Origin of the sequence: Mesorhizobium shangrilense (assembly GCF_028826155.1) — a bacterium.
Taxonomy (GTDB): Bacteria; Pseudomonadota; Alphaproteobacteria; order Rhizobiales; family Rhizobiaceae; genus Arvimicrobium; species Arvimicrobium flavum.
Genome location: NZ_JAQGPN010000001.1, coordinates 848,578 through 862,424 on the forward strand (window position 1 = coordinate 848,578; position 13,847 = coordinate 862,424).

A 13,847-nucleotide genomic window follows, 5' to 3' on the forward strand; every position below is an offset into this window, starting at 1 on the left:
GGGACATTGCGCGTCGAGCCGCATCTTGCGCCGCGAGCGGCGAACCACGTGCCGCTCACACCGGTCGAGTTTCTGGTCCGCTCGGTGGAGGTGTACCCGCAGCGGCCGGCCGTCGCGTGGAACGGCCGGCAGTGGAGCTACCGGGATTTCGGCCGGATGGTCGGGCGGTTCGCCCGCTTCCTGCGTGCCTGCGGCGTAGCCGAGGGGGACGTCGTCTCGGTCATGGCGTCGAACCGGCCCGAGATGCTTGCCGCGCACTATGCTGTGCCGATGGTCGGAGCGGTGCTGAACACGATAAACACGCGGCTCGACACCGACACGGTGAGCTACATCCTCTCGCATTCCGAGAGCCGGCTCGTCGTCGCCGATCCTGCAAGCGTCGCGGTCGCGTCCGAGGCTGCCAGATCCACCGGCACGCGGTGCGTTGCCCTTGCTGACGGCGAGGGCGCTGAGGGAACGCCCCGGCTCGACCTTCTCAGCGACGACGATACACCCTTCGAAGCCGAGCTTTCGGCGATACACGACGAATGGCAACCGCTCTGCCTCAACTACACATCGGGGACGACAGGTCGGCCGAAGGCCGTCGTCTATCACCACCGCGGCGGCTACCTGAACGCGCTCGGCAACGTGCTTGCGCTGGGGCTGACGTCACGCTCGGTCTATCTCTGGACCCTGCCGATGTTCCATTGCAACGGATGGTGCCACACCTGGGCGGTCACCGCGGCAGGCGGCCTCCATGTGTGCCTCGACCGGCCCGACCCGGCGCTGCTCTTCCCGGCGATCGAAGCCCATGGGGTGACCCACATGTCCTGCGCACCCGTGGTGCTCTACATGATGCTCAACCACCCGGCGCGCGCGACCCGCGACGCAAGCCGGTGCATCATGGTCGCGACGGGCGGTGCGGCGCCCACCAGCGCGCTCATCGCGCAGCTCGACGCGCTGGGCTTCGACCTCACCCATCTCTACGGGCTGACGGAATCTTTCGGCCCCGCCACGCTGCGCGAACTTTCGGAGGAGCAGCGCGCCGAGTCGTCCGGCGTGGTTGCGGCCGAGCTTGCCAAGCAGGGCGTGCGCCACGTCGCCGCCGGCCGCGCGCGCGTCGTCGATGAAGAGGGCGAGGATGTCCCTATGGACGGGACGACGATGGGCGAGATCGTGCTGAAGGGCAACACGCTGATGGCCGGCTACTACCGCGATGCCGAGACGACCGAGCAGGCGTTCAGGGGCGGCGTCTTCCACACCGGCGACCTCGCCGTGCGCCATCCGGACGGCAATATCGAGATCCGCGACCGGTCGAAGGACATCATCATCTCGGGCGGCGAGAACATCTCGAGCCTGGAGATCGAAGCCGTACTGCACCAGCATCCGGCCGTGCTGCTGGCGGCGGTCGTGGCGGCTCCGCACGAGAAATGGGGCGAGACGCCGGTGGCGTTCGTGGAGCTGCGCGGCGACGCCGAGCCTGGCGAGGCCGATCTGCGCGCCTTCTGCCGCGAACGGCTCGCCGGCTACAAGGTGCCGTCGCGCTTCGTGCCGCTGGAGCTCCCGAAGACGGCCACCGGCAAGATCCAGAAATTCGCGTTGCGTGAGGCGGCCCGCAGGCTGTCCGGCAACGAAGGCTAATGGCCCCATGACCACCGAATTCGACATCGATCGCCTCGACGCGTTCCTCGCCGGACAGTTCGGCCGGGCGGAGCTCCGCATCGAGCGTATCGGCGGCGGGCAGTCCAATCCCACCTTCTTCGTCGATCACGGGGCGCAGCGCATGGTACTGCGCAAGAAGCCGGCCGGCCACATCTTGCAAGGCGCCCATGCAGTGGAGCGCGAGTACCGCGTGCTGAAGGCGCTAGAGGCGACCGATGTGCCGGTTCCGAAGACCGTGTTGCTGTGCGAGGACGACGGGATCGTCGGCACGCCGTTCTATCTGATGGAGCGGGTGGAGGGCCGGGTCTTCCACGACTGTGCGCTGCGTGACGTTGCGCCAGGCGAGCGCCGCGGCATCTACCTTGCGATGGCCGACGCCATGGCCAGGCTGCACGCTGTCCGCCCCGATGCGATCGGCCTCGCCGACTACGGGCGTCCCGGCAACTATTTCGAGCGGCAGATCGCCCGCTGGTCGCGGCAATATGACGAGTCGCCCGGCCAGCGCATCCCGGCGCTCGACCGCGTCATCGCGTGGCTGCGGGCCAACCAGCCCGTGGACGATGGCCGCTTGGCGATCGCGCATGGCGATTTCCGACTCGGCAACATGCTCTTTCACCCGACCGAGCCGAAGGTCGTCGCGATCCTCGACTGGGAGCTCTCGACGCTCGGTCACCCGCTCGCCGATCTCGGCTTCTGCTGCATGCCCTGGCACTCCGCACCCGACGAGTATGGCGGCATACTGGGCCTCGACCGCGCGGCGCTCATGCTCCCCGACGAGGCGGAGTTCGTCGCCCGATATTATGCGTCCGCAATCCCCACGCCGCCGCTGACGCCCTTCCACGTCGCCTTCGCACTCTTCCGCTTCGCCGTCATCTTCGTAGGTATCGCCGACCGCGCAATGGCAGGAAATGCAGCCGAGGATGCCGGCAAGCTTGGAGGTCTGGCCGACCGCTTTGCCGATCGGGCTGAGGATGTGGTCGCGCGCTGCGACCGGCCGTGACCTGCTGCCGTTGGACTTTCCCTGAGGATGGAGCCGAGGAAGGTCGACGCGTTGCATTGAGCCACGTCTAGCCACATGGCAATCTGATGGGGTCGCGCAGCTTGGCTGCCCGACCGAGGGTCGTGGGTAGAGCCCAACCAGACACATTCTGAGATCGCTTTTTCCTAAGCGGAAGTACTCTCGTACATTCCTTCGACACCGCGAGCCCACGCTGCGTCGAATCCGCCAAGTGGTAACCCGCGCCCCCTCACAGGCTTCAGGCGACCGTGATTCCAGCCGCCAGAAACAACGAAAGCCGCGGAGGACCGCGGCTTTCGTAGATGCTTAAATGGAGCGGGTGAAGCGATTCGAACGCTCGACCCCAACCTTGGCAAGGTTGTGCTCTACCCCTGAGCTACACCCGCTCGCGCGGCTCAACGCCGCAAGCCGCGCTTATATGGCCGAAGCCGTTGACGATTGCAACAGGGAAAAATCACCTTGTGCAAGGTGTGACATTCTGTGCTGAACAGCCGCCGCCAACCCGCGCGGAAGGCCCGGGCGGCAAGCCTTTGCGGCTTGCGGCGTGCGGCAATTCGGACTACGCGTGGCGGCAATTCCCCGAATTCCGCGACATGGCCTCTCGAAAAAAGATAATATGCCCGCCAGCCCAGACCAACTCTTCGACTATCTTCGCGGCCTCGGCATCGAGACGACCACCGTCTCCCACGCGCCCCTTTTCACGGTCGCCGATTCGCAGGCGCTGCGCGGGGAGATCGCCGGCGGCCACACCAAGAACCTGTTCCTGAAGGATAAGAAGGACAATTATTTCCTTCTCACCATCGAAGAGGAGACGGCGGTCGACCTGAAGTCGATCCACTCCGTCATCGGCGCCGCGAGCCGCGTCTCCTTCGGCAAGCCGGAGGCGCTGCTGGAGCTGCTTGGCGTCACGCCCGGAGCGGTGACCCTGTTCGGCCTGCTCAACGACACCGACGCCAAGGTCCGGTTCTTCATCGACGAGCAGTTGCTCGAACATGACGTCGTCAACGCGCATCCGCTCGTCAACGACGCCACCACATCGATCCGGAGCAGCGACGTGCCGGCATTCGTCGCGGCCACCGGACATGAGATGCAAGTCTTGAAAACTGGCAGCTGATTGCCACATGCTGCGTCGCGGCGACGGCCGAGCTCGGGCCGTGTGACGAAACCCTGCAGGCGGAACCGAAGCAAAATGGCCCCCGAAGACAATCCCTATCGCACCGCCGGCGGCGGCTACTCCACGAAACTCGACTTCGGCGGCGACGCCGCGCCGGCAAACGCCGCCGGCAACCTGATCAAGGACACGACAACGGCCGGCTTTGCCGCCGACGTCATCCAGGAATCGAAGCGGCAGCCTGTCCTCGTCGACTTCTGGGCGCCCTGGTGCGGCCCCTGCAAGCAGCTGACGCCGGTCATCGAGAAGGCGGTCAACGCCGCCGGCGGCCGCGTAAAACTGGTCAAGATGAACATCGACGACCATCCGGCTATCGCCGGTCAGCTGGGCATCCAGTCGATTCCGGCGGTCATCGCATTCAAGGACGGGCAGCCGGTGGACGGCTTCATGGGCGCCGTCCCCGAAACGCAGATCAATGCCTTCATCGACCGCATCGCCGGCAAGGGCGCGCCGGGCGGCCAGCTGGCCGATGCGCTTGCGGCAGCCGCCGAGGCAAAGCAGGCGGGCGACCTGCAGACCGCCGCCGACATTTACAGCGCCGTGCTGGAGCAGGCGCCCGACAATGTCGAGGCGATCGCCGCCCTGGCCGAGCTCCTGTTCGACGCGGGCGACACCGCGGCCGCCGAGGAGCTGCTCGGCGGCGCGCCCGACGACGCGAAGGCCCAGCAGGCACTGGCCGGCATCCGCTCGAAGATCTCGCTGGCGGCAGAAGCCGCGAATGTCGACGACGACGCTGCGGCGATCGAGCGCCGGCTCGCCGAGAACCCGAAGGACCACGACGCGCGCTTCGACCTGGCGATGATCCAGAACGCGAAGGGCGAGCGGACGGCAGCCGCCGACAACCTGCTCGAGATCGTCAAGGCGGACCGCACCTGGCGCGACGACGGCGCGCGCGCGCAACTGCTTAAATTCTTCGAGGCATGGGGCATGGCCGACGATGCCACCCTGGCAGCGCGGCGCAAGCTTTCGTCGCTTCTGTTCTCCTGAAATCGCTCGGGGTCTGGCTGCACCCGCCTATCGAAACGGTGCGGCCAGACCCTTGATCTTCACGAAGACGCTTGTGCATCCGCAAACGCGCCCCATCTTGTTGAGATCGGAGGTGGACGTGCAAGCTGGCAACGCATCCTACAGAACGATCCGCGATCTCCCGGACATGGTTCCGGTATTCCCGCTCTCAGGCGCGCTGCTGCTGCCCGGGGGGCGAATGCCGCTCAACATCTTCGAACCGCGCTACCTGCAGATGGTGGACGATTGCCTGCGGGGCCGGCGGCTGATCGGCATGATCCAGCCGCGGCTTGACGGGGCGCTGCGCGCCGACGGCGAGCCGGAGCTCTCCGAGGTCGGATGCCTTGGCCGCATCACCTCCTTCGCCGAAACGGGCGACGGGCGCTACCTTATCTCGTTGCATGGTGTTTCCCGGTTCCGGATCAGGTCCGAGATCGCGATGCAGGAGCCCTATCGCACTGCGTCCATCCTGCATTTCGCGGCCGATCTCACCGAGGAAGCCGGTGGCGACATCGACCGCACCGGCTTGCTGAGGGCATTCCGCGCCTATCTGGACGCCAATCAGCTCGAGGCCGACTGGGGAAGCGTCAGCCGTGCGGAGAACGCCACGCTGGTCAATGCGCTGTCGATGATGGCGCCCTATGGCCCGGCGGAGAAGCAGGCGCTGCTGGAGGCGCCCGACCTGAAGGCACGGGCCGAGACGCTGATCGCGATCACCGAAATGGCGCTGGCGCGCGACTCTGAAATGCCCGGCGGCACGTTGCAATGATGGAGCGCAAGGTGGGAGCTTAGCCGGCGAGGGATGTCTTTCGACGGGGGATCTGCTAGAGCAGGATACGCTCAAGATCGAGCGGGAGCAGCGTCGCGGCGAGAGCGCCGGTGGCCGGATGCTCGCCTTGGAACCGACGGCTGCAGATGGACTCGTCCCACACCTCTCCGAAGATCGACGCCAAGTTCCTGGAGCTTCTCGCCTGCCCGCTGACCAAGGGTCCGCTGGTCTGGGATCCCGAGCGGTCGGAACTGGTGTCGCGGCTGGCCAAGCTCGCCTATCCGGTCCGGGACGGCATCCCCATCATGCTGCCTTCCGAGGCGCGCACGATCGATCCAGACGAGAAGAAGTAAGCGGGGCAACGCTCGAAGCGGGGAGGGCCTCGCGGGAAGCCCTTCGGGCCGTGGCTCGTGCGCCGCACGAGCAGCGATCCCTTCCAGTACGGTAACCGCGAGCCTCCGGAAGACGCGCTCGTGTCGAGCGAGGGCAGCGGCGTTCCCCGATCCTCACGACGGTCAGTGGAAGTTGCGCCCCCTGGGCATGACGTCGCTCGTTCGGCGCACGATCTCCTCCCGGTCGGGCACGACCCCCGGCGTCCCCTCGCCACGCCGGCGCGCCCTGATGCGCGGATCGTCGCCGTTGCGCTTGACCTCGTCGGCGCGTGCGCAGGTTTCGATCGAAGCGGCCTGCTCGGAGAGGTCCGAGAGCCAGGGCGTCAGGTCCTCGATGTGCTCGGCGACGATGTGGATGACGCCCGACGCAGCCTGAAGCTTGCCGCTGACCTTCACGAAGCGGGCGCCCAGCACCACCGGCCGGAAGCGCTCGAAAGTCTTCTGCCAGACGATGATGTTGGCGACCGAGACCTCGTCCTCGAGCGTCATGAAGATGACGCCCTTCGCCGAGCCCGGCCGCTGGCGCACGAGCACGAGGCCGGCGACCGTGACCCGCCGGCCATTTGGGATCGATCCCAGCTCGACATTGGGGGTCACGCTCGCCTGGCGCAGGCGCTCGCGCATGAAGGAGACCGGATGCGCCTTCAGCGACAGGCTGAGCGACCGGTAGTCATGGATGACGTGCTCGCCGAGCGGCATGACGGGGAGCTTCGTCTCCGGCTCGTTGTCGCGCAGCGGAAGCGTCGGGTTCTCGAACAGCGGCAGGCGCTCCGCCGCGCTTCTGCCGTCGAGCGCACGCACCGCCCACAGGGCAGCACGCCGGTCGAGGCCCATGGAGCGGAACGCGTCGGCCTGGGCCAGCCGCTCCATGGCGCCGACGTTCAGGCCCGAGCGGAGCCAGACATCGCGCACGGAGGCGTAGGGGCCGCCGCCATCCCGTGCGTCCACCAGGGCGTTCGCGTCGTCCTCGCCGATCCCCTTGATCTGGCGCAGGCCGAGGCGGACGGCATGGCGGCTGCGGATGACGCCGCGCATGCCCGAATGCTGGGGAGAGATCCGCGCCGGCTCGAAGGCCGATCCCTCCAGCGTGCAATCCCAGCAGGACTCGTTCACGTCGACCGGCCTGATCTCGACGCCATGATCCCGCGCGTCGCGGACGAGCTGCGCGGGCGCATAGAAGCCCATCGGCTGCGAATTGAGGATCGCCGCGCAGAACACGTCCGGATAATAGGTCTTGAACCAGCAGGAGGCATAGACGAGCAGGGCGAAGGAAGCGGCGTGGCTTTCCGGAAAGCCGTACTCGCCGAAGCCCTCGATCTGCTTGAAGCAGCGGACGGCGAAGTCGCGCGGATAGCCGTTGCGGACCATCCCCTCGATGAATTCGTCGCGCAGCGTGTTGATCGTGCCGACGCGCCGGAAGGTGGCCATGGCGCGGCGCAGCTTGTCGGCCTTCGCGGGCTGGAAGCCGGCGGCGATGATGGCGATCTTCATCGCCTGCTCCTGGAAGAGCGGAACCCCCAGCGTCCTCCGGAGGACCGCTTCGAGTTCGGGCTTCACATATTCGGGCCGCTCCTTCTTCTCGCGCCGCCTGAGATAGGGATGGACCATGTCGCCCTGGATCGGCCCGGGGCGGACGATCGCCACCTCGATGACCAGGTCGTAGAATTCCCGCGGTCTCAGCCGCGGCAGCATCGACATCTGCGCGCGGCTCTCGATCTGGAAGACGCCGATCGTGTCGGCGCGGCAGATCATGTCGTAGACGTCCTCCTGCTCCGCCGGCAGGGTCGCCAGGGTGAGCGGCCGGCCGTGCTGGTCGCGGATCGGGTAGTTGCGTTCGAGAAGGTCGAGGCAGCGGCGCAGGCAGGACAGCATGCCGAGCGCCAGTATGTCGACCTTGAAGAGCCCGACGGCGTCGAGGTCGTCCTTGTCCCACTCGATCATCTTCCGCTCGGGCATGGCCGTCTTCATGATCGGGACGATCTCGTCCAGCCGGTCGCGCGTGATGACGAAGCCGCCGACATGCTGCGAGAGGTGGCGCGGGAAGCCCAGGATGCCGTTGACGTTGGCGAACAGGTGCCGGGTCAGGCTTTCGCCCATGTCGAGCCCCGCGCCGCTCGCCTCGGTCGCGCCCAGGTCGGAGTCCGTCCAGCGCCAGGTGTTCGAGGCCAGCGCGTCGATCGTGTCGTCGGACAGTCCCATGGCCTTCGCCACCTCCCGCATGGCCGAGCGCGAGCGATAGGTGATGACGGCCGCCGCCAGGGAGGTGTGGCGGTCGTTGTACTTCTCGTAGATGTACTGGATGACCTCCTCGCGCCGGTCGTGCTCGAAATCGACGTCGATGTCCGGCGGCTCGCCGCGCTCCTCGGAGATGAAGCGCTCGAACAGCGTGTCCATGCGCTCGGGCCCGATGTCGGTGATGCGCAGGCAGTAGCAGATCAGCGAATTGGCCGCCGACCCGCGCCCCTGGCACAGGACGCCCAGTTCCTCGCGGGCGTGCCGCACGATGTCGTGGACGGTGAGGAAGTAGCCGGCGTAGCCGAGTTTTCCGACCAGAGCCAATTCCTTCTCGATGGTGGCTCTGTGCTTCTGTGCGATGCCGCCCGGCCAGCGAATGGCAGACCCCTCCCATGTGAGCCGCTCCAGCTCCTGCTGGGCGGTGGCGCCGTCGCGCGTCGGCTCGTCGGGGTAGTTGTGCGACAGCTCGCCGAGTGAGAAGGCGAGCGTCTCGGCAAACCGGATGGTCTCTGTCAGCGCCGCGGGATGACCGCGGAAGAGCCGCGCCATCTCCATCGGCGCCTTCAGGTGACGTTCCGCGTTGCGGCCGAGCTCCAGCCCGGCGGCGGCGACGGGCACGTTGAGGCGGATCGCCGTCAGCACGTCCTGGAGGGGTCGCCGCTCCGGAGAATGGTAGAGGACGTCGTTGACCGCCATCAGCGGGATGTCGAGGGCGCTCGCCGTCGCCGCGGCCTGCTCGAGGCGGAATGCATCGTGGCCGTTGAACGCCGGCGCCACCGCCAGCCATACGGCGCCACCGAAGCGGTCCTTGATCTCCTGCAGGAACGCCGTGTCGGCGGGGGTCGTGCCCATGCTTCCGGCAAGCACGGCAAGCGAGATGCTGTCGCCCCATTGCAGGAGGTCCTCCCGGTAGAGACGCGTATCTCCCTTCTCGCTCTCCTCGCGCAGGTTTGCCTGCGTCAGCAGCCGGCACAGATGCCCCCACCCCTTCCGGTCCTGCGGATAGGCCAGAACGTCCGGCGTGCCGTCGCAAAAGACCAGCCGGCAGCCCGGATGATAGGGGAGCGCGACGGGCTCGGCCTGGTCGGCAAGCTTGATGTGCTTCGACTGGTTCCAGGCGCGCACGACGCCGGCGACCGTGTTGCGGTCGGCAAGCCCCATCCCGGCATGGCCCAGCATGCAGGCGGCCACGGCCAGCTCCTCCGGCTTCGAGGCGCCGCGCAGGAAGGAGAAATTCGACTGCACGCCGAATTCGACATAGCGGGGAAGCGTCGAGGGGGTCATGCGAACAGCCCGTGCATGAACCATCGCGCCGGACCGCCGGCCCGCGCCTGCGGCTGCTCGCGGAACAGCCAGTAGCGATGGCCCTTCTCGTCCTCGACCCTGAAATAGTCGCGGACAGGCGTGCCGTCCTCGTCCTTCCACCATTCGGGCGCGATCCGTTCCGGGCCCTCCCTGCGCACCGCGCTGTAGATGCTCCGCCGCCAGCGGAAGGTCAGGTCGGCCTCCGAGATCATCTCGATCGGATCCGGCTCGCGAAGCAGTCGGATCGGGCGCTCCGGAAAGGATGACGCCCCTGCCTGCGACGCGCTCCTGGCGAAGGCGTCGGCAAACGAGGTGAGCTCGACCGCACGCTCCGGGATGTGGCTCTCGACCGGCGTCGATCGCAGCAGTGCTTCCCTGCCCAGGCGCGCCCGGATGCGGTCGGCGAAGAATGCGGCGCCGTCCTCCTCTCCCACGGCGGCGCCTGCGAGGTCGGTCTGCACGGCTTCGAGCCGGGCGACGACCAGGGCCGAGAGCCGGACCAGGTCGAAGCCGCAACCGGCATCCACATCGTCCTGCAGGGCCGTCAGCCGCTCATGGAACAGCCTTCCGATGAGGGACGGATCGCGCAGCGGCCGCGAAGTCCCGACGGCGATCCGGCTGACCGCGCCGTCGACGCGGAAGAGCAGGAGCTGCAGCCGCTGGGCACCCTCGCCCCGCCGCTCGAGATCGCTCCTGAGCGTGGCGGCGAGCAGCAAGAGCAGGGCCTCTATGTCCTCCATCAGGCCGATCGGCTCGGCGAGCTGGCGCTCGACGGACAGGGCCGGCACCGGCAGCCGCGGCGAGATGGCCTCCTCGACGTTGCCCGTCGCCTGGTCGAGCCGCAGCGTCACGCTCTTGCCGAAGCGCCGGACGAGCGGCGCGCGCGGCGTCTTCATGACGGCGCCCGCCGTGCGCAGCCCGACGCTTTCGAGGCCGGCGCAGACGGCCGGTTCGAGCCGCAGCGAGGCGAGCGGCAGCGGCGCGATCAACTCGGCCTCCTCGCCGGGAGCCACGATCCGGCTGCCCGCATACCGCGCCGCCGCCCAGGCAGCCCCCGGCGTCGACGCCAGCCCGGCGCGCGCCTCGAAGCCCTGATGGAAGAGGCGCGTCAAGAGATCGTCGAGCAAGGCGCGCTCGCCGCCGAAGAGATGGGCGCAACCGGTGATGTCGAGGAGAAGGCCGTCAGCGCCGTCGAGGGCGACCAGCGGCGTGTAGCGGTCGCACCAGTCGGCAAGGCTCTCGAGCAGCCGGCGGTCGGCCTCGGGGTCGGCCTCCACCACCTCGATCGCGGGATGCATCGCGCGGGCCTCTGCGATGCCCATGCCGGGCTTCAGCCTGAGCGCGCTAGCCTGCGCGTCGAGGGACGCGATCCTCTGGGCGTTGTCCTCGCGGTGGCTGACCACCAGGGGCGGGGTGTCTTGCAGCACCCGGGAACGCCAGGAGCGGCCGAAGCGGTGGCGCAGGATCCGCTCTGTCGGGAGAAGCGGCAGCCACAGCGACAATATTCTTTGCGGCAAGGTCATGGTCTCTCTCCTCGAAGGCGCGGGTGTCGCGGTTCCATTCCAAGGTGAAAGGGCTCGGGACGGGGATTCGGCTCTTGTCGATGGCGACCCGGAAGGCAGGCGGGCCGATGGAGCCCTGCAGCGGGCCGGCAAGCGTGTGGCGCAGGCCGGAGGCGGCAGGAGCGACCGAAAGCCGGACCGGAGCGGCGGTCGGCTCCGCGCTCGCCCCCTGGCGCAGCAGGAAGAGCGGGCATCCGGCGGCAAGCGCCCGGCGGTGCAGCCGCCGCGTCGCGGTGAGATCGAGGCCGCGGGGGTTGCCGCGGATCTCCAGCAGGATGGCCGCGAGCGAGCCGAGGCTCGCCGCCTCCTCTGCGATCCACAGCACGTCGGCGAGTTTCTCGGCCTCGGCGATGAGGAGGCGGTCGGGCAGGATGCCGAACCGCTCGGCGAGCCCCGGCGCATAGGGCCGCCCGGCCTCCCGGAAGATTTCCGAGGTGGCGATCCAGATCAGCGGAAGGCCGCAATGCCCTGCCGCCAGGCCGGCCAGCGCCAGGCCGAAGCCGGCCACCGCGCCCGAATCCCGGGTCACAGTCCCGTGCAGTTCGACCAGCCCGGCAGACGGAAGCCCGTCCAGCGCGGCGTCGAAACGGCCGGCGCCGGTCAGAACCCTCGGCTTCTCCGGCCTGCCCTGCCGGCGCAATACGATCGTTTCCTCGCCCGGCTTCGCAGGGGAAGCCAGGGGCTCCGGCAGGACGCCCTCGATCTTCGCGATTTTACGACGCAGGGTGCAAATGAGTTCCTGCGCCGCGGCGAGGTTCGCCATGACGTTCGCTTCCGCTATGTTCCTGTTATGTTCTTATGGATTCCAGAGGCCGGGCCAAGAGTCAAGCAGACTCGGAGAAGAATTTATTCCTGTTTCGACCCCGGCTCGCGCTGCATGTCCATCGGGGCTCGAAAGCGCCACACCGACAGGCTATATGCGCTCAAAAGGATAAAACATGGCCCGCATCTATCAGACCCGCGCCTGGCACGACCAGCTGTCGCCCTCGATCGAGGAGATGGAGTTCCTGGCGCTGGAGGCCTACGCGCACCTGCCGGAGGAATTCCGCAAGCTCACCGGCGAGATCGTCATCCAGATGGCCGAGTTCCCGACCGACGAGATCATGGACGACCTGGCGCTGGAGACGCCGTTCGACCTGCTCGGCCTGTTCGAGGGCCGCGGCATCGCCGAGCGCTGGACCCCCGCGACCGGCGAGGGGCCGAACCGCGTCACCCTCTACCGCCGCGCCATCCTCGACTACTGGGCCGAGAACGAGGAGACCCTGGGCGACATCGTCACCCACGTGCTGATCCACGAGATCGGCCACCACTTCGGCCTCTCCGACGAGGACATGGAGCGCATCGAGGAAGCGGCGGAATAGGATCCGCCGTATTGGGCGCTCCCTGGGAGCGCTCGCCTCTGGCCGTGCGCCCAGCGCGTCACTGCTCCGAGAGCTTCATCCCCGGCTCGTAGTCCTTGCCCTCAATGTCCTTCACCACGGCCTGCCCGCATCGCATCGCCTTCGCCTCGGCGTCGAAGCCATAGGTCGGCGAGCCGAACAGGTGCCAGCCCTGGTTCAGCGCCGCGGTCACCTTGTGGCAGAAGGTGGCGTCGTCCGGGCCGGTCAGGAAGCGGTAGAGTTTCATCGGAAAGAGCCTTTGCGGGATGCGACCGCCTGCAAAGACGATCGAACGAAGGCTAGCGAAAAGCGCGGCGGAGAGCCAGCGGGCAAGGGCCGCGGAGGCGGGACCAATTGAAGCGGCCCTCGCGCCCAGGCCTGCAAGGGCTTTCGCTGGCGCGCCGGGTTGGCTCCCAATTGGCATCTGCAATGGCCCCGCCGGCTATGCTATTGTGGCTCAAGCCTCCTCGGGTATGGCACGCCACTCCGAGCTTGATGGGCGAGATGCGATCATGACCGCATCTCAGTGCAAGCAGTCTGATCGGCCTTACGGATAGCTTGATGCCGGAGGACGCGGCAAGAATGAGCTTGGTCGAACACGCGCCAGACGCGGACTACCGGCACATCGTGCGGCTCGAGGGCGTTCAGAAATTCTTCGGCGCGATCCAGGCGCTCCGCGACATCGACTTCTTCGTCGGCAGGAACGAGACCGTCGGGCTGATCGGCGACAACGGCGCCGGGAAATCCACCCTGATCAAGGTGCTGACCGGCGTTCTGACGCCCACCGCAGGGCGCATCTTCGTGCGCGACCGGGAGATCGACCTCTCCGACTATTCCGTGCGCATGGCGCACGACCTGTCGATCGAGACCGTCTACCAGGACAAGTCGCTGGCAGAGAAGCAGCCGCTATGGCGGAACTTCTTCGTCGGACGCCAGATTACGAACCGCTTCGGCTTCATCGACATCCGCCGCGAGAAGGAGATCGCAGAGCAGATCCTGAAGCACGCCATCGGCTTTCGTGGCGTCGGCATCACCGTCGAATCCACCGTCGCCAACCTCTCCGGCGGCGAACGGCAAGGCATCGCCATCGGCCGGGCCATGCACTACAACGCCGACCTCATCGTGCTCGATGAACCGACTGCGGCACTGGCCGTCGCCGAAGTGCGCAAGGTTCTCGATTTCGTGCGGCGCATCAAATCATCCGGCCGCGCCTGCATCTATATCGAGCACAATCTCGCCCATGTTCACGAAGTGGCCGATCGGCTGGTGATCCTGGATCGCGGCGCGATCGTCGCCCAGATCGAGCCCAAGGACATGTCGGTCATGGAACTGACCGAGTTCCTGATCCAACTGCAGCACAAGGCGTGAGC

Annotated in this window: 12 protein-coding genes and 1 tRNA gene; 8 read left to right on the top strand and 5 right to left on the bottom strand. The window is 67.4% G+C overall.

Annotated features, from left to right (window positions below):
* The first annotated feature begins 6 nt into the window (after nucleotides 1-6).
* On the top strand, nucleotides 7-1,620 hold the full coding sequence (locus tag PD284_RS04165; protein ID WP_274626967.1) for an AMP-binding protein: 1,614 nt from the start codon (nucleotides 7-9) through the stop codon (nucleotides 1,618-1,620).
* 7 nt (nucleotides 1,621-1,627) lie between these two features.
* The gene (locus PD284_RS04170) at nucleotides 1,628-2,641 is read left to right on the top strand and encodes a phosphotransferase family protein (RefSeq protein ID WP_274626968.1); all 1,014 of its coding nucleotides are present in this window, start codon (nucleotides 1,628-1,630) and stop codon (nucleotides 2,639-2,641) included.
* A gap of 329 nt (nucleotides 2,642-2,970) precedes the next feature.
* Here the strand turns inward: PD284_RS04170 and PD284_RS04175 are convergent.
* Nucleotides 2,971-3,045: transfer RNA gene (locus tag PD284_RS04175), tRNA-Gly, on the bottom strand.
* Nucleotides 3,046-3,275: 230 nt separating this feature from the next.
* Here PD284_RS04175 and PD284_RS04180 point away from each other — a divergent pair.
* The 4 genes from PD284_RS04180 to PD284_RS04195 all read left to right on the top strand — a co-directional run bounded on the left by PD284_RS04180 (nucleotide 3,276) and on the right by PD284_RS04195 (nucleotide 5,957).
* Complete coding sequence (locus PD284_RS04180) at nucleotides 3,276-3,773, top strand: prolyl-tRNA synthetase associated domain-containing protein (RefSeq protein ID WP_274626969.1); 498 nt, start codon at nucleotides 3,276-3,278, stop codon at nucleotides 3,771-3,773.
* A gap of 75 nt (nucleotides 3,774-3,848) precedes the next feature.
* Nucleotides 3,849-4,817 (top strand): thioredoxin, encoded by a 969-nt coding sequence (gene trxA / locus PD284_RS04185; RefSeq protein ID WP_274626970.1) that lies wholly within the window; start codon nucleotides 3,849-3,851, stop codon nucleotides 4,815-4,817.
* A gap of 118 nt (nucleotides 4,818-4,935) precedes the next feature.
* Nucleotides 4,936-5,604, top strand: coding sequence for an LON peptidase substrate-binding domain-containing protein (locus PD284_RS04190; protein ID WP_274626971.1), 669 nt, complete (start codon nucleotides 4,936-4,938; stop codon nucleotides 5,602-5,604).
* 146 nt (nucleotides 5,605-5,750) lie between these two features.
* Complete coding sequence (locus tag PD284_RS04195; protein ID WP_274626972.1) at nucleotides 5,751-5,957, top strand: Trm112 family protein; 207 nt, start codon at nucleotides 5,751-5,753, stop codon at nucleotides 5,955-5,957.
* A 162-nt stretch (nucleotides 5,958-6,119) separates the two neighbouring features.
* On the opposite strand, the gene PD284_RS04200 is transcribed toward PD284_RS04195, so the two are convergent.
* Genes PD284_RS04200 through PD284_RS04210 form a run of 3 tightly spaced genes read right to left on the bottom strand, consistent with a single transcriptional unit; the run spans nucleotide 6,120 to nucleotide 11,861 of the window.
* Nucleotides 6,120-9,515 (bottom strand): error-prone DNA polymerase, encoded by a 3,396-nt coding sequence (locus PD284_RS04200; RefSeq protein ID WP_274626973.1) that lies wholly within the window; start codon nucleotides 9,513-9,515, stop codon nucleotides 6,120-6,122.
* Nucleotides 9,512-10,939, bottom strand: coding sequence for a Y-family DNA polymerase (locus PD284_RS04205; RefSeq protein ID WP_274630536.1), 1,428 nt, complete (start codon nucleotides 10,937-10,939; stop codon nucleotides 9,512-9,514). The genes PD284_RS04200 and PD284_RS04205 overlap by 4 nt, the downstream gene beginning before the upstream one ends.
* Complete coding sequence (locus PD284_RS04210) at nucleotides 10,881-11,861, bottom strand: ImuA family protein (protein WP_274626974.1); 981 nt, start codon at nucleotides 11,859-11,861, stop codon at nucleotides 10,881-10,883. The genes PD284_RS04205 and PD284_RS04210 overlap by 59 nt, the downstream gene beginning before the upstream one ends.
* Nucleotides 11,862-12,036: 175 nt before the next feature.
* Here PD284_RS04210 and PD284_RS04215 point away from each other — a divergent pair, with 175 nt between their 5' ends.
* Entirely contained in the window at nucleotides 12,037-12,459 is a 423-nt protein-coding gene (locus PD284_RS04215; protein WP_274626975.1) for a metallopeptidase family protein, read from the top strand.
* Between the two features lie 58 nt (nucleotides 12,460-12,517).
* Here the strand turns inward: PD284_RS04215 and PD284_RS04220 are convergent, their stop codons facing one another.
* Nucleotides 12,518-12,724 (bottom strand): DUF1737 domain-containing protein, encoded by a 207-nt coding sequence (locus PD284_RS04220; RefSeq protein WP_274626976.1) that lies wholly within the window; start codon nucleotides 12,722-12,724, stop codon nucleotides 12,518-12,520.
* 335 nt (nucleotides 12,725-13,059) lie between these two features.
* Here PD284_RS04220 and PD284_RS04225 point away from each other — a divergent pair, with 335 nt between their 5' ends.
* Entirely contained in the window at nucleotides 13,060-13,845 is a 786-nt protein-coding gene (locus PD284_RS04225; RefSeq protein ID WP_274626977.1) for an ATP-binding cassette domain-containing protein, read from the top strand.
* Nucleotides 13,846-13,847 lie beyond the last annotated feature (2 nt).

Coding starts and splice junctions, on each gene's coding strand:
- PD284_RS04225 (WP_274626977.1), top strand. CDS start 13,060: ATGAGCTTGGTCGAACACGCGCCAGACGCGGACTACCGGCACATCGTG.
- PD284_RS04220 (WP_274626976.1), bottom strand. CDS start 12,724: ATGAAACTCTACCGCTTCCTGACCGGCCCGGACGACGCCACCTTCTGC.
- PD284_RS04215 (WP_274626975.1), top strand. CDS start 12,037: ATGGCCCGCATCTATCAGACCCGCGCCTGGCACGACCAGCTGTCGCCC.
- trxA (WP_274626970.1), top strand. CDS start 3,849: ATGGCCCCCGAAGACAATCCCTATCGCACCGCCGGCGGCGGCTACTCC.
- PD284_RS04170 (WP_274626968.1), top strand. CDS start 1,628: ATGACCACCGAATTCGACATCGATCGCCTCGACGCGTTCCTCGCCGGA.
- PD284_RS04200 (WP_274626973.1), bottom strand. CDS start 9,515: ATGACCCCCTCGACGCTTCCCCGCTATGTCGAATTCGGCGTGCAGTCG.
- PD284_RS04210 (WP_274626974.1), bottom strand. CDS start 11,861: ATGGCGAACCTCGCCGCGGCGCAGGAACTCATTTGCACCCTGCGTCGT.
- PD284_RS04195 (WP_274626972.1), top strand. CDS start 5,751: ATGGACTCGTCCCACACCTCTCCGAAGATCGACGCCAAGTTCCTGGAG.
- PD284_RS04180 (WP_274626969.1), top strand. CDS start 3,276: ATGCCCGCCAGCCCAGACCAACTCTTCGACTATCTTCGCGGCCTCGGC.